At 66.5% G+C, this 24,216-nt stretch carries 21 protein-coding genes and 1 tRNA gene; 9 read left to right on the forward strand and 13 right to left on the reverse strand.

Annotated elements, in window-relative coordinates:
* Window positions 1-3: 3 nt before the first annotated feature.
* Genes RA164_RS00550 through def form a run of 5 tightly spaced genes read right to left on the reverse strand, consistent with a single transcriptional unit; the run spans window position 4 to window position 5,581 of the window.
* Window positions 4-999, reverse strand: a complete 996-nt coding sequence (locus RA164_RS00550) for a glycosyltransferase (protein WP_329742048.1) — start codon at window positions 997-999, stop codon at window positions 4-6.
* 27 nt (window positions 1,000-1,026) lie between these two features.
* Entirely contained in the window at window positions 1,027-2,781 is a 1,755-nt protein-coding gene (locus RA164_RS00555) for an ArnT family glycosyltransferase (RefSeq protein WP_329742049.1), read from the reverse strand.
* Between the two features lie 40 nt (window positions 2,782-2,821).
* Window positions 2,822-4,126 (reverse strand): 16S rRNA (cytosine(967)-C(5))-methyltransferase RsmB, encoded by a 1,305-nt coding sequence (gene rsmB / locus RA164_RS00560; protein ID WP_329742050.1) that lies wholly within the window; start codon window positions 4,124-4,126, stop codon window positions 2,822-2,824.
* Window positions 4,119-5,075, reverse strand: coding sequence for a methionyl-tRNA formyltransferase (gene fmt / locus RA164_RS00565; RefSeq protein WP_329743576.1), 957 nt, complete (start codon window positions 5,073-5,075; stop codon window positions 4,119-4,121). The genes rsmB and fmt overlap by 8 nt, the downstream gene beginning before the upstream one ends.
* A 2-nt stretch (window positions 5,076-5,077) precedes the next feature.
* Window positions 5,078-5,581 (reverse strand): peptide deformylase, encoded by a 504-nt coding sequence (def, locus tag RA164_RS00570; RefSeq protein ID WP_329742051.1) that lies wholly within the window; start codon window positions 5,579-5,581, stop codon window positions 5,078-5,080.
* Window positions 5,582-5,799: 218 nt separating this feature from the next.
* On the opposite strand from def, the gene RA164_RS00575 reads away from it, so the two are divergent.
* The 7 genes from RA164_RS00575 to RA164_RS00605 all read left to right on the forward strand — a co-directional run bounded on the left by RA164_RS00575 (window position 5,800) and on the right by RA164_RS00605 (window position 16,217).
* Window positions 5,800-6,921: a LysM peptidoglycan-binding domain-containing protein gene (locus tag RA164_RS00575; protein ID WP_329742052.1), complete on the forward strand. Its 1,122-nt coding sequence runs from the start codon at window positions 5,800-5,802 to the stop codon at window positions 6,919-6,921.
* Between the two features lie 94 nt (window positions 6,922-7,015).
* Window positions 7,016-8,155 carry a DNA-processing protein DprA gene (gene dprA, locus RA164_RS00580; protein ID WP_329742053.1) on the forward strand — a complete coding sequence of 380 codons (1,140 nt, stop codon included), beginning with the start codon at window positions 7,016-7,018 and terminating at the stop codon, window positions 8,153-8,155.
* A gap of 145 nt (window positions 8,156-8,300) precedes the next feature.
* A complete protein-coding gene (locus RA164_RS00585) occupies window positions 8,301-10,769 on the forward strand; it encodes a DNA topoisomerase I (protein ID WP_329742054.1) in 2,469 nt (822 codons plus the stop codon).
* Window positions 10,770-11,342 (forward strand): L-threonylcarbamoyladenylate synthase type 1 TsaC, encoded by a 573-nt coding sequence (locus tag RA164_RS00590; protein WP_329742055.1) that lies wholly within the window; start codon window positions 10,770-10,772, stop codon window positions 11,340-11,342.
* 186 nt (window positions 11,343-11,528) lie between these two features.
* Window positions 11,529-12,857 (forward strand): AMP-binding protein, encoded by a 1,329-nt coding sequence (locus tag RA164_RS00595; RefSeq protein ID WP_412731116.1) that lies wholly within the window; start codon window positions 11,529-11,531, stop codon window positions 12,855-12,857.
* Window positions 12,858-12,931: 74 nt separating this feature from the next.
* Window positions 12,932-14,215 (forward strand): phosphoribosylamine--glycine ligase, encoded by a 1,284-nt coding sequence (gene purD / locus RA164_RS00600; RefSeq protein WP_329742056.1) that lies wholly within the window; start codon window positions 12,932-12,934, stop codon window positions 14,213-14,215.
* Window positions 14,216-14,342: 127 nt separating this feature from the next.
* Window positions 14,343-16,217, forward strand: a complete 1,875-nt coding sequence (locus RA164_RS00605) for an MFS transporter (RefSeq protein ID WP_329742057.1) — start codon at window positions 14,343-14,345, stop codon at window positions 16,215-16,217.
* Window positions 16,218-16,288: 71 nt separating this feature from the next.
* On the opposite strand, the gene RA164_RS00610 is transcribed toward RA164_RS00605, so the two are convergent.
* The 8 genes from RA164_RS00610 to RA164_RS00645 all read right to left on the reverse strand — a co-directional run bounded on the left by RA164_RS00610 (window position 16,289) and on the right by RA164_RS00645 (window position 21,781).
* Window positions 16,289-17,158, reverse strand: a complete 870-nt coding sequence (locus RA164_RS00610; RefSeq protein WP_329742058.1) for a beta-lactamase induction protein — start codon at window positions 17,156-17,158, stop codon at window positions 16,289-16,291.
* 66 nt (window positions 17,159-17,224) lie between these two features.
* Window positions 17,225-17,986, reverse strand: coding sequence for a hypothetical protein (locus tag RA164_RS00615; protein ID WP_329742059.1), 762 nt, complete (start codon window positions 17,984-17,986; stop codon window positions 17,225-17,227).
* 102 nt (window positions 17,987-18,088) lie between these two features.
* Window positions 18,089-18,373, reverse strand: a complete 285-nt coding sequence (locus RA164_RS00620) for a YrhK family protein (protein ID WP_329742060.1) — start codon at window positions 18,371-18,373, stop codon at window positions 18,089-18,091.
* 31 nt (window positions 18,374-18,404) lie between these two features.
* Entirely contained in the window at window positions 18,405-19,376 is a 972-nt protein-coding gene (gene nudC, locus RA164_RS00625; RefSeq protein ID WP_329742061.1) for an NAD(+) diphosphatase, read from the reverse strand.
* Window positions 19,377-19,404: 28 nt separating this feature from the next.
* The gene (gene erpA, locus RA164_RS00630; protein WP_329742062.1) at window positions 19,405-19,773 is read right to left on the reverse strand and encodes an iron-sulfur cluster insertion protein ErpA; all 369 of its coding nucleotides are present in this window, start codon (window positions 19,771-19,773) and stop codon (window positions 19,405-19,407) included.
* Between the two features lie 98 nt (window positions 19,774-19,871).
* The gene (locus RA164_RS00635) at window positions 19,872-20,321 is read right to left on the reverse strand and encodes a bactofilin family protein (protein WP_329742063.1); all 450 of its coding nucleotides are present in this window, start codon (window positions 20,319-20,321) and stop codon (window positions 19,872-19,874) included.
* The gene (locus RA164_RS00640) at window positions 20,308-21,063 is read right to left on the reverse strand and encodes a DUF6776 family protein (protein WP_329742064.1); all 756 of its coding nucleotides are present in this window, start codon (window positions 21,061-21,063) and stop codon (window positions 20,308-20,310) included. The genes RA164_RS00635 and RA164_RS00640 overlap by 14 nt, the downstream gene beginning before the upstream one ends.
* Before the next feature lie 175 nt (window positions 21,064-21,238).
* Window positions 21,239-21,781 (reverse strand): RNA pyrophosphohydrolase, encoded by a 543-nt coding sequence (locus RA164_RS00645; protein WP_329743578.1) that lies wholly within the window; start codon window positions 21,779-21,781, stop codon window positions 21,239-21,241.
* 213 nt (window positions 21,782-21,994) lie between these two features.
* On the opposite strand from RA164_RS00645, the gene RA164_RS00650 reads away from it, so the two are divergent.
* Window positions 21,995-22,071, forward strand: a tRNA-Met gene (locus tag RA164_RS00650).
* A gap of 1,160 nt (window positions 22,072-23,231) precedes the next feature.
* The gene (locus tag RA164_RS00655; protein ID WP_329742065.1) at window positions 23,232-24,089 is read left to right on the forward strand and encodes a hypothetical protein; all 858 of its coding nucleotides are present in this window, start codon (window positions 23,232-23,234) and stop codon (window positions 24,087-24,089) included.
* Window positions 24,090-24,216 lie beyond the last annotated feature (127 nt).

Genomic DNA, 24,216 nt, shown 5'->3' on the forward strand with positions numbered 1-24,216 from the left:
TTCTCAGTCGCGAATTTTAGTGGCGAGGTGTTCGGCAATAGCCTTCAGTCGTTGGGGATAGGCCTTGCTGTTAGCCACAAACCAGGCGCGCGCTGCCTGGCCGAGTACCTCGGCCTGCGACTCGGTCATGGCAATGCATCGCCGGATGGCTTCGTGCATGGCGACCTCAGTGAAACCATAGAGCGTGGATAAGCGTTGTGTTCCAGCTGGAATTGCCGGCACAAGCATACCGCGCTCGGTTGTCACCATTTCATTCATGGGCTCGGCATCGAGTGTCACGACTACGGCGCCGCAGCTCATGGCCTCGACCAGGTAATGACCATAGCCTTCAGTCTGGGACGGACACAGGTGAAAACGATGCGCGTTCTGCAAACGCCGATATTCGTCGTCGTCGATGAAGTCGCGAATCCAGTTCACATTGGCCGGGACTTCATTCACGTTCATGCGCTTGCGGCGCCAGATCAGAGTCAGCTTGGGCCAGTGAGGGTTCTCAGACCAGAGCTTGAGCAATGCTTCTGTGCCTTTGTTGCCACTGCGTCCCGGCCCGTGGAAGAAAGCGTGCTTGCGGGGCTCGTTCGGCAGCATGCGGTCGAAGCTGGTGCCACCGATGAACCGGACCCGTGCTCCCAGCGCTTCAAATAGAGGAGAGGCATGGTGTGTTTTGGTCCAGATTTCGTCGATCCGTTGCAAATGAGGACGATCCTCGTCGCGAAACCACTCAGGAAAAGGAATGAGCACATTACGCCGCGCGCCGGGTATGAATTCGGGGCGGATGCGCTCGAAGAACACGTTGATGTCGTAATCGGTCGGTGCAATACGCATTTTCAATCGCGTCAGCCATTCAGCCGCCCGGCCGCGGTGTGGTAAACCGGAAACAGTAGTATCCAAGCCTACTGCGCGAAGCATGTCGGCGGTCAGGTGCAATTCGCGCGTCAGACCTGCGCCATTGTCACGTCCTAACAGGCGCAAACGGGCAACGTGGAGGGGTTGGTTGGTCATGGCGTGCTCGGAAAGAGGGTCATTCGATCATTCAGGATCGTTGGCTGGCTGATTGGGTGTCTCGTCGTTGGTTGAAGTGCAGCCAACTGTGACGGCATCGGCCTTGAACATCCACCAGTCGCGCTGGTTGGCGTGGCCCAAGTAGATCGCCTTGGTGCGGTTCACGCAATCGCCCATGGCCGGTTGCTGCACGAACAGCCAGCGCGTGGCGGGTGCCTGCGCCTGCCAGCGAGTGGCGAGGGCGAACTGGATATGCCATGGCACCTTGAAGCCGAAATCGACGGCGGGATATTTCAGCATCAGCAGGTTCTGCTCCTTCCATGCCACCAGGCCGATCTGGTCGCCCGGGTCAAGGTGGCTGCGTACCTCGGTCATCAGGCCGGACGCCGAACTCGACGCGTTGAGCAGCGGAACGCCCCAGCAACCCCAGCCCAGCCACAGTGCGGCCATGCCTCCGGCCACCGCCAGCACGGCCCGGCGCATGCGCAGCGCGGCGACCAGCAGAAGCTGCACCGCACCGATCGTCACGCACATCCACCACAGTCCGGCACCGCCGTCGGCCAACTCGTGGCGCAGCGCGAACCGGAGCACCCAAGGCGAGTGCGACAGCAGCGCGTAGCCGCCAACCAGCAGCAGCGCGCTGCCCATCAGTGCGATGAACAGCAGGCCCGATGCACGCAGCCAGCGTGTGCGCAGCAGATCGTCGAGGAATGGTGCGGTGAGCAGCGCCACCATCGGCAGCATCGGCAGCACGTAGACATCGCGCTTGCCGGCCGAAGCGCTGAAGAAGATCAGCACCAGCAGCACCCAGCCCAGCGGCAGCAGGATCCGCGCGTCGCCCGCCTGCAGCTGCCGCCGCCAGCGCGGCACGCTGCCTGGGTAGGTCAGCGACAGCGGCAGCCAGCTGAACAACACGATCGGGATGTAGTACCACCACGGATGGATGTGGTGCCAGGCATCGGCATAACGCTGAGCGGTCTGGTGGAACAGGATGTCGCGCACATAAGCCGGGTAGGCCGGGTCGTCCGCACGCGCATGCGCCACCAGCAGCATCGGCACCAGCCACAGCGCGATGGCGGCCAGCGCCGCCGCCAGCCCCAGCAGCCAGCGCCACCAGGCGCCACGGTCGGGGCGTGCCACGCCGTCCCAGCCGCGCCACGCGGCCCAGGCGTAGGGCAGCAGCATCAGCAGGGCCAGGAAGCCCACCCCCTTGGTGATCACGCCCAGCCCGGCGCAGAAGCAGCCCAGCCAGTACATCGGCCAGTTCGCGGTGCGGCTGCCGGCGGCATCGGGCGGCGCCAGCAGATGGTGCAGCAGGCCCCAGTTGGCTGCGGTGATGAAGAACACCACCAGCGGATCGATCTGCGCCCGCTGGCCCTGGTAGACGAACTGAAACGCCAGCAGCAGCGCGCCGGCCGCATACAGGCCGGTACGGCGGTTCCACAGTCGCCGGCCCAGGTCATAGACCAGCAGCAGGGTGCCCAGTCCGGCCAGCAGCGAAGGCAGCATGAAGGCGATGCGCCAGTTGCGCACCAGCTCGAAGCTGGCCGCCTCCAGCCACATCAGCATCGGCGGCTTGTCGGCGTACAGCTCGATGCCGCGATGCGGGAACAGCCAGTCGCCGCTGGCGACCATCTGCGCGGCGGCCAGGGTGAAGCGCGGTTCGTCCGATGGCCAGGGATCGCGCAGGCCGATGCCGGCGCCGAGCATCACCAGCGCGATCAGCAGCAACAGCCAGAAGCGGCGGCGTTCCTGCGGCGTGGCCTGGGGCGGTGCGGGCATGGCGGGGTTCCTGCGGAAGCGTGGAGCCGGCGCGATCGGCTCAGGCCTGGCCGGCCTTTTCGATCGCCGCATAGTACATACCGTCGAGATCGCCGTCGCCCGGCAGGATCTGCCAGCCCGGGCCGGCAGCCTGGCCGACCGGCAGCGTGAACGGCACGGCGCGGGCGTCGGCATGGGCGGCGAGGAACGGCGCCAGTACGCCCTCGTTCTCCGCACGCAGCAGCGAGCAGGTGATGTAGAGCAGCCGGCCGCCCGGGGCCAGCAGCGGCCATAGCGCGTCAAGGATGCGCCGCTGCTGGCTGGCCAGCGCGGGGATGTCGCCGGCGCGGCGATGCAGCCGCACATCCGGGCGCCGGCGCAGCACGCCGGTGGCCGAGCAGGGTGCGTCGATCATGATGCGGTCGAACCGGCGCCCGTCCCACCAGGCGGAGGGATCGCCGGCGTCGCCCACCACGATGTCCGCGCGCAGGTGCAGGCGGTCCAGGTTCTGGCCGATGCGTTCGGCACGCTTCGGCTCGAACTCCAGCGCGGTCAGCGCGATGTCGGCACGCTCGAGCAGGTGGCAGGCCTTGCCGCCGGGTGCGGCGCAGGCATCCAGCACGCGCTGGCCGTCATGCACGTCGACCAGGTCGGCGGCGGCCTGGGCGGCGCCATCCTGTACCGCGAACAAGCCGTCGGCGAAGCCGGGCAGACGGGTCACGTCGGTGCTGTGCGGCAGCACGATGGCGTCGGCTAGCCAGGCATGCGGTTCGGCGGCATGGCCGTCTGCGCGCAGTTGTGCGAGCAGGGCCTCGCGGGTGCTGCGACGGCGCTGCACACGCAGCATCAGCGGCGGTTCGCGGTTGTCGGCGGTCATCGCCGCGTCCGCCTGTGCCGGCCAGTCGCGGGCAATCGCCTTGGCCAGCCAGGCCGGATGCGCGTGGCGCGTGCGCGGGTCGGCATCGAGCGCGGCAAGTCGCTGCACGCGTTCGCGCTGCCAGCGCCGCAGCACCGCGTTGACCAGGCCGGCCAGACGCGGCCGCTTCAGCTCGCGAACCGCCTCCACCGTGGCGGCGACGGCGGCGTAGTCCTGAAGTTCCAGGATTTCCAGCTGCACCAGGCCAAGCACCAGCAGCGCATGCACGGCGGGTTCCTTCTTGCGCAGCGGTTGGTCGAGCAGCTGGTCGAGCGCCGCGTCGAAACGTGGCCACCAGCGTGCGCCGTCGCTGATCAGCGCCATCAGCAGCGCGCGGTCGCGCGGGTCGGGCAGGCGTGGCGCATGGCGTTCCATCGCCTCGCGCAGCGAAGTGCCGTGCAGGGCGATGTCGGCGAGCGCGCGGGCGGCTTCGGCGCGGGTATCAGTCATGGCCGGCAAGCTGCCGCAGTTCGGGGCGGGCATTGAGATAGTCGGCGGCATTGATGCGGCGGCCGCCCGGACGCTGCAGCGCCGTGACCCGCAGGGCGCCGCCGCTGCAGGCGATGTCGATGCCTTCGCGTGTGGCGGCCAGCACGCTGCCGGGCGGGGCGGTGTGCGCCAGTTCGAGCGCGCGCGCGGCCCAGACACGCACGGTTTCGCCCGCTATCCCGGCGTCGCTGCCGGGCCAGGGGTCGAATGCGCGGACCTGGCGTTCCAGTTCGATCGCGGGGCGGGCGAAGTCGAGCCGCGCCTCGGCCTTGTCCAGCTTGTGCGCGTAGAGCACGCCGTCATCGGATTGCGGCATCGACACCAGCGTCTCGCCCGCCAGTGTGCGGGCAAGGCCCTCGGCCAGCGCGCCGGCTCCGAGTGCGGCGAGACGGTCGTGCAGCGAGCCGCCGGTGTCCTCACGGGTGATCGGGGTGCGCTTCTCCAGCAGCACCGGGCCGGTGTCGAGGCCGGCCTCCATGCGCATCAGGTCGACCCCGGTCTCGGCGTCGCCGGCAAGGATGGCGCGCTGAATCGGCGCCGCGCCGCGCCAGCGCGGCAGCAGGCTGGCATGGACGTTCCAGCAGCCGAGCCGGGGCAGGGCCAGCACCTTGCGCGGCAGGATCAGGCCATAGGCGACCACCACCATCAGGTCCGGCGCGTAGGCGACGAGGCGGGCCCGCGCTTCGTCCGACTTCAGTGTGTCGGGTTGCTCCACTGCCAGACCGGCGTCCATTGCAGCCTGCTTCACCGGGCTGGGCGCAAGTTTGCGGCCGCGGCCGGCCGGGCGGTCGGGCTGGGTATAGACGGCCACCACCTCGGCACCGCTGGCCCGGCAGGCGGCAAGGCAGGGAACGGCGAATTCGGGTGTCCCGGCGAAGACCAGCTTCAGCGGTGCGCGTTCCGGCGGCATGCTCAAGCGCTGGCCTTGCGCTGCTTCTCCAGGCGCTTGAGCAGCATCGAGCGCTTCAACGACGAGAGATAGTCCACGAAGACCTTGCCGGCCAGGTGGTCCATCTCGTGCTGGACGGCCACGGCCAGCGGGCCCTCGGCCTCGTAGGTGAACGGCTGGCCGTCCACGTCCTGCGCCTTCACCTTTACCTTCAGTGCACGGGTGACGTCGGCATACAGGCCGGGGAAGGACAGGCAGCCTTCCTGGTACACCTGCGCGCCTTCCTTCTCGACGATTTCGGCGTTGATCAGCACCAGCGGCTGGTCGCGTTCCTCGCTCATGTCGATCACCAGCACCTGCTGGTGCACGTTCACCTGGGTGGCGGCCAGGCCTACGCCGTTGGCGGCGTACATGGTTTCGAACATGTCGGCGACGAACTGCTTCAGCGCGTCGTCGAATGCGGTGACCGGAGCGGCCTTGGTGCGCAGCCGGGGATCGGGAAATTCGAGGATGGTTAGCACGGACATGGGGTTCACCTTGACTGGGGTACCGGGCGGAACGGCGCGGCCCTGGCGTGGAAATGCGGCTTGATCGTTGAAACCGAAGCCCCTACGCCATCTAGAATGTGCATTATTGTACGTCGCCAAGCCCGCGCCGGTCAGGCAGTTTTGCCAACTGTTCCGGGTTGCGACCTGTCCTTGTTAGGCTACACTCGACCGAGCACCGGGGAGGGGGATTCCCGCTTATGATCAGAAAGTCCATCGGATTCTTGGCCGGCATGCTGGTTACCGTGGCCGTTTACGCCGCCGGCGTGCAACTGCGGACCAACCATCCGGATACCTATACGGTACGCCGCGGCGATACGCTGTGGGACATCTCCGCCCGCTTCCTGTCCAAGCCCTGGCTCTGGCCGGAGATCTGGCAGGCGAATCCCCAGGTACACAATCCGCACCTCATCTATCCGGGCGACGTGCTCAACCTGTCCTTCATCGGTGGGCCGCACCTGACCCTGCAGCCCTCGATCCACCGCGAAGCCAATCCGGTACCCGCGATCCCGCTGGACAACCTCAAGCTGTTCCTGAAGGACATGCGTGTGCTTCCGTCACAGACGGTGCGCTCGGCGCCCTACGTGGTGGGCTTCCAGCAGAACCAGCTGCGCGGCATCGTGGGCCAGAACATCTATGTCCGCAAACTGGTCAGCCAGCCGGGCGAACGCTGGGTGATCGTGCGGCCGACGCACGTGTTCCGCGGCTACAGTGCGAAGGGCTCGGGTGGTGAAGACGTCGTCGGCCACACGCTCGACAGCAACGTGGCCCTGGTCGACACGCCGTGGTCGGAGGACTTCCGCAACGACGGTCACTATGGCCGCGGCAAGGATCTGGGTGTCGAAGTCACCGTGATCGGCACTGCCGAGACCCTGCGCACCGGCGACCCGTCCACCCTGTTGCTGCTCAAGGCGTCGAAGGAAATCCGTGCGGGCGACCGTGTGCTGCCGCTGAACGGGCCGAAGTACGACCCGTACTACTACCCGCATCCGCCCAAGACGTTGCCGGCCAACGGTCGCGTGATCGCCTTCAGCGACGCGATGTACGCGGTCGGTCCGCGTCAGGTGGTGGCGTTGTCGGTCGGCAGCAAGGACGGTGTCGACAATGGCACCACCTATGCCATCTGGGAGCCGGGTGAGCGGACGTTCGACGACGTGAACCATGACAGCTGGGATCGCGGTACCGGCCGCAAGGTGAAGCTGCCCGACGAGTACATCGGCCACGTGATGGTGTTCCGCACCTTCGACCGGGTCAGCTATGGCCTGGTGATGGATGGCATCCGTCCGGTCAAGATCGGCGACAAGCTGCGCATGCCCGAATAGGGCGTGCAACGCGGGCTGCCATCGGCATCGACCCACACGACGGCGCGGATTATCCGCGCCGTCGGCGTTTGTGCGCTCGCGTAGACTGCGCGACATGAATGCACCCGATGACCTGCGCGCCTGGCTGCTCGCGTTGCGCACGCCCGGATTGGGGCCGGGCGGACTGCGCGAGGCGCTGGCCGCTGCCGATGGGCGTATCGACAGCGTCCTGGAGCAACTTCGCCGTCACGCGCGTCAGGCGGGCGGCGACATGCTGGCCTGGCTCGAGCATCCGGACGAGGCGCTGCTTGCGCAGGACCTGGCGTGGCTGGCCGAATCCGGCCGGCGCCTGCTGCGTTGTACCGAAGAGGATTTTCCGCCGCTGCTGGAGAGCATTCCGCAGCCGCCCGCGGCCTTGTTCGTGGCGGGTGACGCCAGCCTGCTGCTGCATCCACAGGTCGCCATCGTGGGGGCGCGGCGGGCCAGCGCGGCAGGTCAGGCGAACGCCCGCGACTTCGCCACGGCCCTCGCGCGGCGGGGCTTCGTGGTGACCAGCGGCATGGCCGACGGTATCGATGGCGCGGCGCATGCCGCGGCGCTGGATGCCGGCATGCCCACGGTGGCGGTGGTTGGTACCGGCCCGGACCGCGTCTACCCGCGCAAGCACCATGCGCTGGCGCGACGCATCGTGGCACAGGGCGTGCTGGTCAGCGAGTTTCCGCCCGGCACGCCGGCCCGGCCGGACCATTTTCCGCGACGCAACCGGTTGATCGCCGGACTGTCGCTGGGCACGGTGGTGATCGAGGCGGGGCTGCAGTCGGGTTCGCTGATCACCGCGCGCCTGGCCGGCGAGCAGGGCCGCGAAGTCTTTGCCCTGCCGGGTTCGATCCACAACCCGCTGGCGCATGGTTGCCATCGGCTGATCCGCGACGGCGCGCGGCTGGTGGAGTCGCCGCTGGAGGTGGCCGAAGCACTGATGCCGCAGGCACGCGAACTGGGTCAGACCCTGGCGTCGCGACTGGAAGGCGCCAAGTCCGTTACCCTATCCGCCGCCACAGGTTCGCCAGGGTGGTGTGACGATCCGGAATACCAGGGGCTGCTGGATGCCCTCGGACACGACCCGGCCAGCCTGGACGAGCTGAGCGGGCGCACCGGCCAGGGCGCTGCGGCGCTGTCTTCCATGCTGCTGATGCTGGAGCTGGAAGGCGTGGTGGAAGGTCTCCCCGGCAATCGCTATCAGCGCCTGCGGGAATGATTTTTGACCATACGCAGCCGTCTGTTTTTGTCGTTACGCCGCGTTTTCACGTCATCCGGCTTGACAGCCGGCGCGGGGCCGTGGTCTCACTAAATATAAAGGCCCGTCCAGCGTGGCGGCGATCACCTCCGGAAATCCCAGCTGCATGGCAAAGAACCTGCTCATCGTCGAGTCGCCGGCCAAGGCCAAGACGATCAATAAATACCTCGGCAAGGACTTCCAGGTCCTGGCCTCCTACGGCCATGTGCGCGACCTGAAGCCGAAGGAAGGCGCGGTCGATCCCGAGCACGACTTCGCCATGAAGTACGAGGTGATCGAGCGCAACGAGAAGCATGTCGACGCCATCGCCAAGGCGGCGAAGGCGGCTGACGACATCTATCTCGCCACCGACTTGGATCGCGAAGGCGAGGCCATCAGCTGGCATATCAGCGAGATCCTGAAAGAGCGTGGCCTGACCGAAGGCAAGCGCATGCATCGTGTGGTGTTCTCCGAGATCACGCCCAGGGCGATCAAGGCCGCGGTGGCCGAGCCGCGCCAGCTTTCGCACGACATGGTGGACGCCCAGCAGGCACGCCGCGCGCTGGACTACCTGGTCGGCTTCAACCTGTCGCCGGTGCTGTGGCGCAAGGTGCAGCGCGGGCTGTCGGCCGGTCGCGTGCAGTCGCCGGCGCTCCGCATGATCGTCGAGCGCGAGGAAGAGATCGAAGCCTTCGTGCCCCGCGAATACTGGACGGTGGAAGCGCAGCTGCGCCATGCCGATGGCGACTTCAACGCCCGGCTCACCCGCCTGAACGGCAAGAAGTTCGAACAGTTCGACCTGACCACCGAGGTCGATGCGATGGCGGCGCGCGAGGCGCTGCAGGAAGCCGCGCACGGCCGCCTCGTCGTCAGCGAAGTGACCTCGAAGGAGCGCAAGCGCCGCCCGGCCCCGCCGTTCACCACCTCCACCCTGCAACAGGAAGCCGCGCGCAAGCTGGGCTTTTCCACCAGCCGCACGATGAAGGTGGCGCAGGGCCTGTACGAAGGTGTGGCGCTGGGCAACGAGGGCAACGTCGGCCTGATCACCTACATGCGTACCGACTCCACCGCGCTGTCCAATGATGCGCTGGGCGAACTGCGTGCATTGATCGCCCGCGATTTCGGCGACAAGGCGGTGCCCGATGCGCCGCAGTTCTACAAGACCAAGTCGAAGAACGCGCAGGAAGCGCACGAGGCGATCCGCCCCACCTCGGCCATGCGCACGCCGCGCGAGGTGGCCGCGTTCCTCAACGAGGAACAGCGCAAGCTGTACGAACTGATCTGGAAGCGCACCGTGGCCTGCCAGATGATCCACGCGACGCTCAACACCGTGTCGGTGGACTTTGCCCTGCCGCACGTGCGTGGCGGCGACGCGGCCTTCCGCGCCACCGGTACCACGGTGGTCGATCCCGGCTTCCTTGCCGTGTACGAGGAGGGTCGCGACCAGAAGAGCGCGGACGATGACGACGAAGGCCGTCGCCTGCCGCGACTGGAGAAGGGCGAACAGGTGCCACTGAAGGAAATCGCCGCCGACCAGCACTTCACCGAGCCACCGCCGCGCTACTCCGAGGCCAGCCTGGTCAAGGCGCTGGAGGAGTACGGCATCGGCCGCCCGTCCACCTACGCCAGCATCATCCAGGTGCTGCTCAACCGCGAATACGTGCTGCTCGACAGCCGGCGCTTCAAGCCCACCGATATCGGCCGGGCGGTGGGCAAGTTCCTCACCCAGCATTTCACCCGTTACGTGGACTACGACTTCACCGCCAAGCTCGAGGACGAACTCGACGCCGTCAGCCGCGGCGAAGAAGCCTGGGTGCCGCTGATGCAGCGGTTCTGGCAACCGTTCAAGCAGCAGGTGGACGAGAAGACCGAGACGGTGGACCGCAGCGAGGCCACCGGTGCGCGCGAACTGGGCGCTGATCCCAAGAGCGGCAAGCCGGTGTTCGTGCGGCTGGGCCGCTTCGGGCCGTACGCGGCGATCGGCGACAAGGACAGCGACGAGAAACTGCAGTTCGCCTCGCTGCGTCCCGGCCAGAGCATGCACACCATCACGCTGGACGAGGCGCTCGAGCTGTTCAAGCTGCCGCGCAAGCTGGGCGCGGCACCCAACGGCGACGAAGTGAGCGTGGGCATCGGCCGCTTCGGTCCCTTCGTGAAACAGGGCTCGACCTATGCCTCGCTCAAGCCCGAGGACGACCCGTACACGATCGAGCTGCCGCGCGCCCTGCAACTGGTGGCCGATAAGCTGGAAATGCTGGCCAACCGGGTCATCAAGGATTTCGGCAATGGCGTGCAGGTGCTCAACGGTCGCTATGGACCCTACATCACCGATGGCGAGAAGAACGCGCGCATTCCCAAGGAGACCGAGCCGAAGGACCTGAGCGAGGCGCAGTGCCTGGAGCTGCTTGCTGCCGCACCGGTGAAGAAGGGGCGCTTCGGCAAGAAGACCGCCGCCAAGAAGGAGCCGGCAGCCAAGAAGACCGCCGCCAAGAAAACGGCTACCAAGAAGGCCGCGAGCAAGAAGACCGCGACCAAGAAGACCACCGCCAAGAAGGCTGCGACCAAGAAAGCCGCCGCCAAGAAGGCGACCGTCTGAATGCTGCGCACCTTCACCCTCGACCAATTGGACGACGCGGTCGGCCTGATGCGCGAGGGCGGCGTGCTGTCCTATCCGACCGAGGCGGTCTACGGACTTGGCTGCGACCCGTTCAACCGCACCGCCTTCGATCGTCTGTTCGCACTCAAGCAGCGACCGCCGACCCAGGGCGTGCTGCTGATCGCGGCCGAGTTCGGCCAGGTCGAACGTTTCATCGACCTGGCCAGCGTTCCGGCCGACGTGCTCGCGCAGGTGCGCGCCAGCTGGCCGGGTCCGAACACCTGGATCTTCCCGCGCAGTGCCGAGGTTCCCGCATGGGTGGCCGGTGCGCATGCCGGCATCGCGCTGCGGATCACCGCGCATGCCCCGTCGGCCGCGCTGTGTCGCGCCTGGGGCGGCGCGCTGGTCTCGACCAGCGCGAACCCGCATGGCCAACCGTCGGCACGCTCGGCAGCCGACGTGCGCGAATACTTCGGCGACCTGCTGGACGGCGTGATCGACGCGCCGCTCGGAGGGCAGGAGCGTCCGTCCACCATTCGTGATGCATTGACCGGCACGATCATCCGCGCCTGACGCCATACCCGGCGGGTCGGCTGCGATTCAGCGGTTGCCGTGAGGATAGGGTGCTTCGCGGACGCGATGGCCCGCCCGGCGGTACGAACCGGCATGGCGGCCGGTCCATGTACAACACAGGAGCAAGGCGTGGCGATCGTCTACGAAACCTGCCGAAACGAAGCATCGGCACCGACCCTGCCGCTGCTGGATGCACAGGCACCGCAGCGTGCACTGGCCTGGCGCGAAGGTCGGCCGGTCGACACGGCGACGTTCATCGCGCAGGTCGAGCGGGTCGCCGCGCAGCTGCCCGATGCACCCGCCGCGGTGAACCTGTGCGAGGACCGCTACGCGTTCCTGGTCGCGTTCTGCGCCATCGTGCGCCGCGGGCAGGCCAACCTGTTGCCTCCGTCCCGCGCGCCGCAGGCGGTACAGGAAGTGATGGACGCGCATCCCGGTTGCTACGCAGTGGGTGAACTGGCGCTGCAACCGGCACCTGCCGGCTATCGCCAGTTGCCGTCGCTGGACGCCGATATCGCTCCGCTCACCGGCAGCGTGCCGGCCATCCCGGCCGGGCAGGTGGCCGTCATCGGCTACACCTCGGGTTCTACCGGTACGCCGCGCGCGCATGCCAAGAGCTGGCGCAGCCTGCACGCGAGCACCACCGGCACGCTGGCGATGCTGCGTGCGGCGGCGGGTGATTCCTTCGCGGTGGTCGCCACGGTGCCGCCACAGCACATCTACGGTATCGAGATGAGCGTGCTGCTGCCGTTGCTTGGCGGCGTCGGCGTGCATGCGGGGCGTCCGTTCTTTCCCGCCGATGTCGCTGCGACCCTGGCGGACGTGCCGGCGCCGCGGGTGCTGGTCACGACGCCGGTGCACCTGCGCGCGCTGGTCGAATCCGGCATCGCGCTGCCGCCGCTCGCGGCAATGCTGTCGGCGACCGCGGTGATGCCGCCCGAGCTGGCGCATGCGGCCGAGATACGCTTCGGCGCGCCGGTGCTCGAAGTGTTCGGCTCCACCGAAACCTGCGCCTTCGCCAGTCGCCGGCTGACCGCCGACGAGCACTGGACCCTGTATCCGGGCGTGCGCCTGCATCCGCAGCCCGATGGCACCGCGATCGAGGCGCCGCAGCTGGATATGCCGACAACCCTGGCCGATCTGGTCACCCTGCACGATGAGGGCAGCCGTTTCCGCCTGTGCGGGCGACATGCCGATCTGCTGGAGATCGCCGGCAAGCGTGCCTCGCTGGGCGACCTTACCCGGCGCCTGCTGGCGATTCCGGGCGTCGAGGATGGTGTCGTGTTCCAGCTCGACGAAGCCGATGCGATCGGCGTGCGCCGCATCGCCGCGCTGGCGGTGGCGCCGCAGCTGGACGAACACGCCATTCTCGATGCCCTGCGCGAAGCGGTCGATCCGGTATTCCTGCCGCGTCGCCTGCGCCGGGTCGCCACCCTGCCGCGCAACGAGACCGGCAAGCTGCCGCGCGCGGCCCTGCTGGCTCTGCTTGATGGCAACGGCGCGGGCGCTGCCTGACGGGCCTTCGGACGGCTATCGCCATGCTGGCCGGATGAGCCAGTACAATGCCGCCTATTTGGTCGGAGCACGGCATGAAGGTCCTGGTCATCGGCAATGGCGGGCGCGAGCACGCGCTGGCGTGGAAGCTCAAGCAGTCGCCGCGGGTGGACGAGGTGATCGTCGCACCGGGTAACGCCGGTACCGCACGCGAACGCGGCGTGCGCAACGCCGATGTCGCAGTGACCGACCTCGATGGCCTGCTGAAGCTGGCGCAGGACGAAAAAATCGCCCTCACCGTGGTCGGCCCCGAAGTGCCGCTGGTGGCAGGGGTGGTGGACCGCTTCCGCAATGCCGGCCTGCGCATCTTCGGACCGCGCGCGGTGGCCGCGCAGCTGGAAGGCTCCAAGGCATTCGCCAAGGACTTCCTGCTTCGCCACAACATTCCCACGGCCAGCTATGCGGTGTTCACCGAGCTGAGCCCCGCGCTCGCCTACGTGCGCAAGCATGGCGCGCCGATCGTGATCAAGGCCGATGGCCTGGCCGCCGGCAAGGGCGTGGTGGTGGCGCTGACCCTGGCCGATGCCGAGCTGGCGCTGCACGACATGCTGGGCGCGCATGCGTTCGGCGACGCATCGGCGCGCGTGGTGATCGAGGAATTCCTGGATGGCGAGGAAGCCAGCTACATCGTGATGAGCGATGGCAGTCACGCGCTGCCGATGGCCTCCAGCCAGGACCACAAGCGCCGCGACGACAACGACCTGGGTCCCAACACCGGCGGCATGGGCGCCTATTCGCCCGCGCCGGTGGTCACGCCCGAGGTGGAGCAGCGCATCCTCGAGCAGGTGATCCAGCCGACCCTGCGCGGCATGGCGGCGGAAGGCGCCCCGTTCATCGGATTCCTTTACGCCGGCCTGATGATCGACAAGGCCGGCAACCCCAAGGTCATCGAGTTCAATGTGCGCTTCGGCGACCCGGAAACGCAGCCGATCATGCTGCGGCTGAAGTCCGACCTGGTCGACCTGATCGAGGCCGCACTGGACGGCGAGCTGCATCGCACCCGCGCGCAGTGGGACCCGCGCCCCTCGCTGGGTGTGGTGATGGCGGCTGGCGGCTATCCGGGCAAGGTGCGCAGCGGCGATGTGATCGAAGGCCTGGACGCCGCTGCGGTGGCCGATGCCAAGGTCTTCCACGCCGGCACCAAACTCGATCCGCAGGGGCAGGTGATTACCGCCGGTGGCCGCGTGCTGACCGTGTGCGCGCTCGGCGCGGACATTGCCGCGGCCCGCGAACGGGCCTACGCCGAGGTGGCGAAGATCCATTTCGACGGTGCCTTCTGCCGGCGCGACATCGCGCACCGGGCTCTGCATCGCAGCTGATCACGGAAACCAACACGGAGTGCCGGCAGCCATGCCTGCCGGCGCTGCCGCAGCCGTTCCCGCAGGCTGGCCGAAGGGAACGGCTTTCACGCTACCCTAGCCGCTGACTCCACTGCATGGATTCGGCATGAGCCAGTTCGCCCTGTTCGGCAAGCGCCGCTTCGCACCGTTCTTCTGGACACAGGCGCTGGGCGCGTTCAACGACAATGCGTTCCGCAATGCATTGTTGATGCTGGTGGCGTTCCAGATGGGGCTGAACGATCACACTGCGGCGATCTACACCAATTTCGCGCCGGCGCTGTTCATCCTGCCGTTCTTCCTGTTCTCGGCGTCGGCCGGGCAACTGGCGGAGAAGTTCGAGAAGACGCGCATCATCCGCTGGGTGAAGCTGTTCGAGATCACCGCGATGGCCGTGGCCGCCACCGGCTTCGTCACCCACCACATCGCGCTGCTGCTGGTCGTGCTGTTCATGATGGGCGTGCATTCCACTGTATTCGGGCCGATCAAATACGCGATCCTGCCGCAGGCGCTCAAGCCGGGCGAGCTGCTCGGCGGCAACGGTCTGGTGGAGATGGGCACCCAGCTGGCGATGCTGATCGGCATGATCGCTGGTAACGCGCTGATGCGGATCGCCGGCATCGGGCCGTGGCTGGCTTCGGGGGCGACGATCGCAGTGGCGGTGGCGGGCTATCTGAGCAGCCGTTCGATCCCGCCCGCGCCGGCTACCGCGCCGGACCTGAAGTTCAACTGGAACCCGTTCGGCGAAACGGCGCGGGTGGTACGCATCACCCACGAAGACCGCGCGGTGTGGAACGCGGTCCTGGGCATTTCGTGGTTCTGGTTCTTCGGCACCGTGCTGATTGCGCAGTTGCCTATCTACACGCGCGAAACGCTGGGTGGCGACGGCTCGGTCTATACCCTGGTGCTCACGCTGTTCTCGGTGGGCAGCGGTATCGGCGCATTGCTGTGCGAGAAGCTGTCGGGGCGGCGAGTGGAGATCGGGCTGGTGCCGCTGGGCGCGTTCGGGCTGACCGTGTTCGGGGTGGATCTGTACCTGGCGCGGCACGGCATGACGAGCGTGCGTGGACTGGACTGGCTGGCCTTCCTGAAGGAAGCCGGTAGCCTGCGCCTGGTGTTGGACCTGACCATGATCGGCGTGTTCGCCGGGCTCTACGTGGTGCCGCTGTTCGCCTACGTGCAGGCGCGCGCGCCACGCGAAAAGCTGTCGCGCATCATTGCCGGCAACAACATCATGAACGCGCTGCTGATCGTGGCGGCGGCGGGGTTTGGTCTCGGACTGGGGTGGCTTGGGCTGGATGCATCGCAGATCTTCCTGGCCGCTGCTGTGCTCAACGTGCTGGTGGCGGCATACATCTTCACCCTGGTGCCGGAATTCCTGCTGCGCTTCACCACGTGGGTTCTGGTGAACACCTTGTATCGGGTGCGCGTGGACGGCATGCAGCATGTTCCCGAGCAGGGCCCGGCCCTGCTGGTGTGCAATCACGTCAGCTACGTGGATGCCCTGCTGCTGATGGCCAACCTGCCTCGCCCGGCGCGCTTCGTCATGTACTACCGCATTTTCAACATACCGGTGCTGCGCTTCCTGTTCCGTACCGCGCGGGCGATCCCGATCGCGGGACAGAAGGAAGACCCGCAGATACTGCACGACGCCTATGCGGCGATCGACGCGGCGCTGGCCGATGGCGAGCTGGTGTGCATCTTTCCCGAGGGCGGGCTGACGCGCGATGGCGGCGTCGCGCCGTTCCGTCCGGGCGTCGAGAAGATTCTGGAGCAACGTCCCGTGCCGGTGGTGCCGATGGCGCTGCGCGGGCTGTGGGGCAGCATGTGGAGCCGGCGCGACTCGGTGCTGCGCCGCGCGCGCCTGCCGCGACGCTTCCGCGCGCGGGTGGAAGTGGTGGTGGATGTGCCGGTGGCGCCATCGCAGGCCAGCGCCGCCGCACTGGAGCAGCGGGTACGCGAACTGCGCGGCAGCATGGCCTGAGCCGGCTCTGGAGGCTTCCGCACCAACCCGCGGTGCGCGCGGTCAGGAAACCCTGGCGGATGCTGGCGAGGTCAGCGCCACCAGCCGGCGATCACGATCAGTGCCACCACGCTCAGCCACACCAGCAAGGCGCGCAGCAGGGCTGAGCGCAGGCGGCGCAGCTCGAACAGGGTGTCGACCCGCTCCTCGACATAACCGTCGCCGCCCTCGATGTCGCTGAGGATGTCGGCCCGCGCCGCGTCGGCCAGGAAGCCCGGACCCTGGCGGTACCAGTCGTCGGGGCGTGCCAGCTGGTGCCAGCGCCGCCATGCGCTCATCACCGCGTCCCAGTGGCCGACCAGGGCCAGCGTGAACACCAGCAGCTGGGCAGGCAGCCAGTCCAGGATATTGGCGAACTGGCGGGCGGCGCTGTACGCGCCCGGATCCAGGCCCAGGCGGTCGTCGCGGCCCAGCGTGCGCGTGAGCCGATACAGCAGCGCGCCGGTCGGGCCGAGCAGGAAGAACCACAGCAGCACGCCGAAGCGGCGACGCAGCGCGGCGTTGGCGACAGCTTCGCCGAGCGCGTCCACGCGCCAGGCCACCGTTTCGCCATGTTCGCCAAGCGCCTGTGCCGCGGCCTCGCGGCTGGCGCCGTCGGGCGCGCGCAGGATCGCTTCCAGATCCGCTTCGTAGGCATGCGGGCCGAAGCAGAACAGCAGCACGGCCAGCGCGAACAGCAACTGCAGCAGGTCGCTCAGCGGAAACCGCCCGAGCAGCCAGATCACCAGCAGGCAGAGTGCCAGCGGCAGCAACAGTGCGAGCACCACCCGGCCGATGCCGCTGGTATCGGAGATCTGCGCGACCCAGCGGCGGAAGCCGCCATCGCCACGCCAGCAGGCGAGACGCGGCTGCAGATGCAACAGTCCGAGTGCGATGAGTGCGACGAGCAGGCGAATGGCCATGACGAGGGAGACTCCTGGGTTGCCCGCATTGTAAGCGAGCCACCACCCTGCGCGAGGGAGCGTTGGTCAATCGCCGCGCATGACCGCCTGCACGGCGGCGTGTACCGCCGCCGAGTTGCCGTCCGGGCTCTGGTGCGGGCCGCAGCCGTCCGCCTCGAGCAGGCGATCGATCTGCGGGGCGCTGTCGTTGCCCTGGTGTCGCATGTCCTGCTGTTCGGCATAGCAGTCCTGCGCCCTGCCGATCGCGTGGACGACTTGTTTGAAGCTGGGCGCTGGCGCACGCAGCTGTAGGCCGGGACTGGGCGGCGCATCGTCCATGCCGGGCAGGCGGATCAGCGGTTCGCGGTGTCGTGCGGCCTGGAGTTCTTGTGCGAAGTTGCCGGGGCGGTAGGTCAGTCGCGGATTCGCCGGCGTTGTCGGAGCGGCGATGGACGGTGCCGGAATGACGGTTGTGGTTGCCGGGGTGGATGGTACGTGCACGGATTGCAGGCCCACACGGCGGGCGATTCGTCGCCGATGTGGCGCAGCATGACGGGAGGGAGAGTGTGCACGCGGCTGCAGAGGCAGCAGTCGTGGCCGGATGAAGGTGATCTGCAGTGCCTCGTCATTGCGACGCGAAAGGGTACCGGCATGCCGGCTGCTGCGCAGCGGAGTGGGTGACCATGTCAGCAGCCTTGCGGCCAGACCGAGATGCAGCGAGAGCACGATTCCCAGCACGATGCCCCGGCCCACCGCGCCGCGCCAGGATGTGGCTGTGCGCGAGGTGGAGCGGTCGGTCTCGCTGGTTTCCCTGTCGGGCCATCCTCGTTGATCGTGCCCCTGCGCCATGTCGCTTCCGTTTGCGGCTTGTCCGGATCGGACAGCCGATGCCAGGGCGAGTTCAGTGTGCGCCGGGGTTGCGTTGTCGATAGGGCTCGACGCTTCCCTCGGCTACAGGCCGACACCACCGTAAGGCATGCGCTTCAGATGGATGTTATGGGCAAGGCGGATCATCGGCCGGACTAGTAGCTGCGCGCTGCCGGCGATGAACAGCCAGGTCCCGAATGTGACCCATGCGCTGGACAGGAACATGATGCTGCCGATCAGGAACCAGGTGCCGACGCACAGATCGTTGAGGATGCTCAGCACCTCGTAGCGCCGACGGATGATCATCTCATCGCGTCCGATGGTGAACGTCAGCGGGCGATCCTGGTCGGTCGGGGTTGCTGCGGGCATGGGCGGACCTCCTTGGTCACATGCGTAAGTTTCAGCAGGCAAGCGCGGTTTTGGCGATGCGTTGCGCCATTTCCGCTCCGGCGCGCTCGCGCAACCAGTGCATGATCAGTTGCCAGGATACCGACACGGGTGAAGAGAGGGTCAGCTGCCCATGCTCGATGCCGTCGAGCAGTTCCTGTGGCGTGAACCAGCGTGCGTCCTCCAGTTCGCCATCGCGCCGTTCGATGCGCCGGTCGCGTGCCGTTGCCGTGAAACCCAGCATCAGCGAGGCGGGGAACGGCCAGGGTTGCGAGGAGTGGTAGTGCACTTCGTCGACGATGACGCCCGATTCCTCGGCCACCTCGCGGCGCACGGCGTCTTCTAGCGCCTCGCCCGGCTCGACGAAACCAGCCAAGGTGGAGTAGCGGCCGGGAGGCCAGCTGGTCTGGCGACCCAGCAGGCAGGCACCCTCGTGTTCCACGATCACGATCATCGCGGCATCGGTGCGCGGAAAGTGCAGTCGGCCGCAGGTAGCCTGGGTGCATTGCAGGCGATGCCCCGAGGAAACCCGGCGCAGCGGAGCTCCGCAGCGTGCGCAGTGGCGAGTTTCCTGGTGCCAGTGGGCCAGGCCCTTGGCGTAGGCGAACAAGCCGGCTTCATCGGCCGGCAGTAGCAGGCCGACTGCGCGCAGGCCGGCGCGTCGCGCGTCGAGCGCAGTTTCCAGCGCGCCGGCCTGGGCGTCGTCGTCCACGGTCAGCAGGAACAATGGGCGACCATCGACCAGACCGAGCAGACTGGCCTCGTGGCCATCCAGCCAGCGCTCACGTTCGTGGCCATCAAGCCAGCGTAAGGCGTCGCGATTGTTGTGCAGGAAGGCGGCGCCGTGGGCGTCGAGCAGCAACCAGCGCGCGTGCGGCGATTCGCTCTGGGCAGCCACCCACGCGCTGTCGTCGCGCCGTTCGGCTACGCGGTCGAGGATCAGACTGAGTCCGGCGAAGGTGTTGGGCGTGGTCGTCGCGGCCATGCGTCGCTCGGCGTCAGGAGGATAGGAATCAGGTGGAGAACGACGAGCCGCAGCCGCAGGTCGTCTTCGCGTTCGGGTTGCGTATCACGAACTGCGCGCCACTGAGGTTTTCGCTGTAATCGATCTCGGCGCCGACCAGGTATTGCAGCGACAGCGGATCGACCAGCAGGGTGACGCCCTCGCGTTGCAGTGCGAAGTCGTCTTCGGCCTGGGCCTCGTCGAAGGTGAAGCCGTACTGGAAGCCCGAGCAGCCGCCGCCGGTGATGTACACGCGCAGTTTCAGCTCGGGATTGCCTTCCTCGGCGATCAGCTCGTGGACCTTGTGCGCGGCGGCCTCGGTGAACACCAGCGGAGCGCCGGCCTGGCGGTAATCGGGAATGGGGACGATGGTTTCCATCGGAGGGATATGCGGTTGCCTTGGGCCGAACGCAAGGATAGCGCGATCACCGGTTGGGTACGACGGACCGGCGGCGAGCCGGCCCGTCCGGGCGCGGATCAGGCAGCCTCAGCTTCGGCAGCTTCGGCAGCTTCGGCCATCGCCGGGGCTGGCAGTTCGCGCGTAGCCTGGCTTTCCTCGGTGTGGGTCATGCGCCCATTGACCTGGGCGCCGGCCGTCATTTCCAGGGTGCGGTAGTGCACGTCGCCGGTGATGCGTGCCTGCGCCGCCAGCTCCAGTCGCTCGCTGGCGAACACGTTGCCATTCACTTCGCCGTTGATCACGGCGTGCGACACATGCACCTCGCCATGGACCTGGCCCTGTTCGCTCAAGGTGAACACGGCATCCTCGCTTTCGGCGCAGACCGAGCCTTCGATGCGACCATCCAGATGAAGAGCGCCGTTGAAACGGAGGTCGCCGCGGATGACCGTGCCATGCGCGATCAGGCTGGTTTGATGGGCGCGGCTGCCGGAGCGGGCTGCGGGTTCCTGGCGTTTACGGTTGAGCATTGGAGTCCCCCTGGGCGACGGTGACATGGCCGGTGAGCGCGTCGCTCCACGTGACGGTGCGGGTGACTGCGGTACCGCCGGCCGGATGTGCCTCGACCCGCAGCCGGGTCGGACGAAAATCCGCCGGCAGCACGATCGTGGCATGCAGTTGCTGGAAATATTTGAAGTCGAAAGGCATACCGTCCTTCTGTGCGGCATCGCCCAGTTTCGACCATGAAAGTTGCGCCACCTTGTCGCCGCGAAGGCCATCGACGCTGACTTCGGCGTTTCCACTGGTGTCGCCGTCGCGTTTCAGGCTCTGCGTGAGGCTGACGCTGAGATTCCATGCGTGCGAGCCTGGGACCGGCTGCAGTTCGACACCCTGCACCTTCAGCCCTTCGTGCGCGGCATTGCTGCCCAGCAGGCGCGAGTAGAAGCCAAGGTCGGCTCTGAGCTCGCTGATCTGTTCGTCGCGATCGGCCAGGCTCTTGCGCAGCGAGGTGGTGGCGATATTGGTGACCTGCTGCGAGCGCTGCAGGTTGGCGACCTGTTGCTTGAGGTTGTCGTTCTCGGCACTGAGGCGTTGCAGCTGCGCCTTGTGGTTGATGATCTCCGGTGCGGCATGGCCACGCAGCAGGCTGACGCCGAAACCCACCACCAGCAAGCTGCCCAGCCAGGCGGCCCCAAGCAGGAGCTGGCGCCGTCGGTGATTGTCGGCATCGTGCGGGCGTACCACGTAACGCGGTGGCGGTCGTGAGGGCATCGCGACGATCCAGTGAAAACCGATGGTATAGCGGTGCCGGGACGACAGCGTCAAGGAACCAGGGCACGCTACGGGCAGTGCCGCGGTGTTCCGTGCCCGTCCCGGGCATGTGTGGCATATCGCTGGCCCGGAGCCTGCCTTACGATCGTCTTTGAGCTTTGAGCGTCGTGTTCGCTCAGGCGGCGGCTCGTCCGTTGCCCGGATCGGGCGGGCGGCGCGGCTGGCTGCCCACGCGCACGCTGAGCAATTCCTCCACCACCGGGGCGAAGTGACGCAAAGCGCGTTCGTATACGCTGCGCTTGAAATTCACCACATGGGCAGCGGGATACCAGAAATCGACCCATCGCCACAGGTCGAATTCGGGCTTTTCATGCGCATCAAGACGCAATGCATCTTCCTGGCCGACCAGCCGCAGCAGGAACCACACCTGCTTCTGGCCGATGCACAGCGGACGCTGGTGCTGACGGACATAGCGGCTGGGCAGGCGATAGCGCAACCAGCCGCGAGTGCTGGCGACGACTTCGACGTGATGAGGCGCTAAGCCGGTTTCCTCGGCCAGTTCGCGGTACATGGCTTCCAGCGGGGTCTCGTCGCTGCGCATGCCGCCCTGCGGAAACTGCCATCCGTCCCGATGAACGCGACGCGCCCAGAACAGTTGCCCGTCGCTGTTAAGCAGGACAATGCCCACATTCGGGCGATAGCCATCAGCATCGATGATATCGGGCATCTAGCCTCCTCGCAGCGCACCAGCCAGCCGGTGATGCGTAACCGGTATGGGACATTTATCCCGATTCAAACACAGCGCGTGAAGCGCGGGCAAGCCGCCGAGCGCCAAAAAACTTGAATGCCGGCGCCGACACGATTAAACTGCCGCGCCCGCCTGTCGAGATCGCACCTGCGATCGATCCACACACAAGCACGGGCACCCCATGGCTATGTAGCTCAGCCGGTTAGAGCACAGCACTCATAATGCTGGGGTCGGTGGTTCGAGTCCACCCATAGCCACCAGTCTCTTCTACCTCCTTGAAGTGACTCGCTTTCCTAGTGTTGCCGCACCGTTTTGGCCAAGTGCTACAGCGAGTGCTACATCAAGTGCTACACCGCAGAGGGAAAGTCTTCACCTCCCGCATCGTTGTCCCGCGTGATCTGCAGGGACTGTTGGGCCGTGCGGAGATCTCTGGGCCACGAACCGACGGACTGGGTGCGCAAGCGTCTTACGCGCGCCCTTTACGGGTAGAGAGCCCGGGCAAGCACCAAAGTGAAAGCAACCAGAGGTCGTGACAGGAGTCGACGTATGCCTTTGGCAAATCGCAAAGTCGAGCGATGCGTTGAACGCCGCACTTCTGGTCAGCCGCAGCCGCGCTGCGGCTTCAAGCATCAAACTCTTGTGCTAGGGTCTCGACTAGAGCAGGCAATGCGTACGGAATCACGCCATGTTGTCTGCCTCTGTTGGGATGTCGGGGGCACATCGCTTAGTCAAAAGGAGACTGTCCGGTTGGCCGTTTCGGGAATCGGGCGTTTGTCAGATTGAATGAGGGATATCCCATGAGCGCATGTTCCATCTCTACCCCCGGCACCGCGCTTCGCATCCATCAGAGTGGTCAGTGCATGACCGAGTGCAGCAACGCCACGTTGATTGCACATGCTGTCATCGCGGCTGCCACCTACGCCTCCGTCGGAGCCGCTACCCGTGGGCAGTCCGGCATGAAGGGCAAGAGCACACCGGTCAGCGTCCGCGTACTACCAGGAATGCCGTGAAGAACCCGGTTGACGGTGTCGACGGTTCGCGATCGTCGTGACAGAAGCATCAGGGTTGTCCAGTCATCGCCGGACTTCCTTCACGCCCCTAGGTTGTGGGTGTGCCCGATGCGCTTGCTAGGCAAACGTTGAGCATCCAGAAGATGGTGTCATGTGCGATGCATGGAATGGGAATGTCCCATGACGTGACCGGCGATGCGGTGCAACGTGCTGGTCCGGGCTGGTGGAGAGTCGTCCAGTGATGTCCGGACGCAAGGCACGGCGAGGCAGGTTGGGCGATGCAGCAGCCAGTCGACAGCAGCACGATCACGAACGGCAAGCGGCCCTGGTTCGGTGGCACGCAGGAGGAACGCAAGGTGGCGCTTGGGCCGTTGAAGGACGTCCTGTAAACGTTCAGGGAGGTTGGAAACGTGCGCTTTCATTCAGGCAGAAAACATCGATATGGTTTGATCGGCCTCGCGCTGAGTACCCTGCTCTGTGCCTGTTCGCAGGGTGCGGCTGGCGAGAACGGTTCACAAGCGCCGGCGACGTCGTCAGGCATGAGCGATGCGGGTGGCATGGTGTATTACCTGGAGCAGAGCGGCACGGTCGCCACCATGGGCGGTATCAACCGGGATCTGGCGTTCTACAAGTCCATGCTGAGGAACTGCAGGGACGCCCATTTGCCAACGACCCCGCTCGACAGTGCGGACGAGGCCAAGCTCGGTACCGTGCAGGTTAAGTATTGGCACGACGGAGATCGTCGCAGTGCACTCCTGATCGACGATTACCACGTGGATGCATCGCTTTCCAATCGCGTTGCCATGTGTCATTTCCGTCTGAAATACACGTCCCGGTTGACGATAGTGCGCGATGGTCGCGTCTACGACCTAGACCTGGTCAAGCGAACCGGCAGCGTGCAGGTCATGCCGACCGACAATTCTGCAGATATCCCAATGGTTGCACCGGACTGGGAGCAACTGGCACAGGCAGGCATCCACAAGGCCGGCCAGGGGAGCTACGCCGGCCAGCCGTGCGTGATCGTGAAAAACGAACTGGCACAAACCACTTACTGTGTCTGGACGGGTGGATCGAAACAGGACCGTGGCGCGCAGGCCCCGGAGGAGTTTCCGAACAGGCTGAGCGGCAAGATGCCGGTGTTCTGGTCCAAGTCGGATGCAGGGGGCAACGCGTTCAAGACGACGTCGTTTGTCGTCGGGCATCTGCCTTATTCCACGATCTTCGATATCCCTAGCGACATCACCGTACGCAACATGGGTGGGCCGTGATGGGAGGCAAACTACGAGCACCTGCCGATATCGTCAGCATGGGTAAAACCTGGCCGAAGCCTACATGGTTTGACTGATGCTGCTACGGTCGGCGATCGGTGTGATGCACCCAAGGAAGTGCATACAC

It is taken from the genome of Dyella sp. A6, from assembly GCF_036320485.1.
Classification (GTDB): Bacteria; Pseudomonadota; Gammaproteobacteria; order Xanthomonadales; family Rhodanobacteraceae; genus Rhodanobacter_A; species Rhodanobacter_A aluminiiresistens.

What these genes read in the sequence shown, in the direction of transcription:
- RA164_RS00550 (WP_329742048.1), bottom strand. Translation starts at nt 999, where the DNA reads ATGACCAACCAACCCCTCCACGTTGCCCGTTTGCGCCTGTTAGGACGT.
- RA164_RS00555 (WP_329742049.1), bottom strand. Translation starts at nt 2,781, where the DNA reads ATGCCCGCACCGCCCCAGGCCACGCCGCAGGAACGCCGCCGCTTCTGG.
- rsmB (WP_329742050.1), bottom strand. Translation starts at nt 4,126, where the DNA reads ATGACTGATACCCGCGCCGAAGCCGCCCGCGCGCTCGCCGACATCGCC.
- fmt (WP_329743576.1), bottom strand. Translation starts at nt 5,075, where the DNA reads ATGCCGCCGGAACGCGCACCGCTGAAGCTGGTCTTCGCCGGGACACCC.
- def (WP_329742051.1), bottom strand. Translation starts at nt 5,581, where the DNA reads ATGTCCGTGCTAACCATCCTCGAATTTCCCGATCCCCGGCTGCGCACC.
- RA164_RS00575 (WP_329742052.1), top strand. Translation starts at nt 5,800, where the DNA reads ATGATCAGAAAGTCCATCGGATTCTTGGCCGGCATGCTGGTTACCGTG.
- dprA (WP_329742053.1), top strand. Translation starts at nt 7,016, where the DNA reads ATGAATGCACCCGATGACCTGCGCGCCTGGCTGCTCGCGTTGCGCACG.
- RA164_RS00585 (WP_329742054.1), top strand. Translation starts at nt 8,301, where the DNA reads ATGGCAAAGAACCTGCTCATCGTCGAGTCGCCGGCCAAGGCCAAGACG.
- RA164_RS00590 (WP_329742055.1), top strand. Translation starts at nt 10,770, where the DNA reads ATGCTGCGCACCTTCACCCTCGACCAATTGGACGACGCGGTCGGCCTG.
- purD (WP_329742056.1), top strand. Translation starts at nt 12,932, where the DNA reads ATGAAGGTCCTGGTCATCGGCAATGGCGGGCGCGAGCACGCGCTGGCG.
- RA164_RS00605 (WP_329742057.1), top strand. Translation starts at nt 14,343, where the DNA reads ATGAGCCAGTTCGCCCTGTTCGGCAAGCGCCGCTTCGCACCGTTCTTC.
- RA164_RS00610 (WP_329742058.1), bottom strand. Translation starts at nt 17,158, where the DNA reads ATGGCCATTCGCCTGCTCGTCGCACTCATCGCACTCGGACTGTTGCAT.
- RA164_RS00615 (WP_329742059.1), bottom strand. Translation starts at nt 17,986, where the DNA reads ATGGCGCAGGGGCACGATCAACGAGGATGGCCCGACAGGGAAACCAGC.
- RA164_RS00620 (WP_329742060.1), bottom strand. Translation starts at nt 18,373, where the DNA reads ATGCCCGCAGCAACCCCGACCGACCAGGATCGCCCGCTGACGTTCACC.
- nudC (WP_329742061.1), bottom strand. Translation starts at nt 19,376, where the DNA reads ATGGCCGCGACGACCACGCCCAACACCTTCGCCGGACTCAGTCTGATC.
- erpA (WP_329742062.1), bottom strand. Translation starts at nt 19,773, where the DNA reads ATGGAAACCATCGTCCCCATTCCCGATTACCGCCAGGCCGGCGCTCCG.
- RA164_RS00635 (WP_329742063.1), bottom strand. Translation starts at nt 20,321, where the DNA reads ATGCTCAACCGTAAACGCCAGGAACCCGCAGCCCGCTCCGGCAGCCGC.
- RA164_RS00640 (WP_329742064.1), bottom strand. Translation starts at nt 21,063, where the DNA reads ATGCCCTCACGACCGCCACCGCGTTACGTGGTACGCCCGCACGATGCC.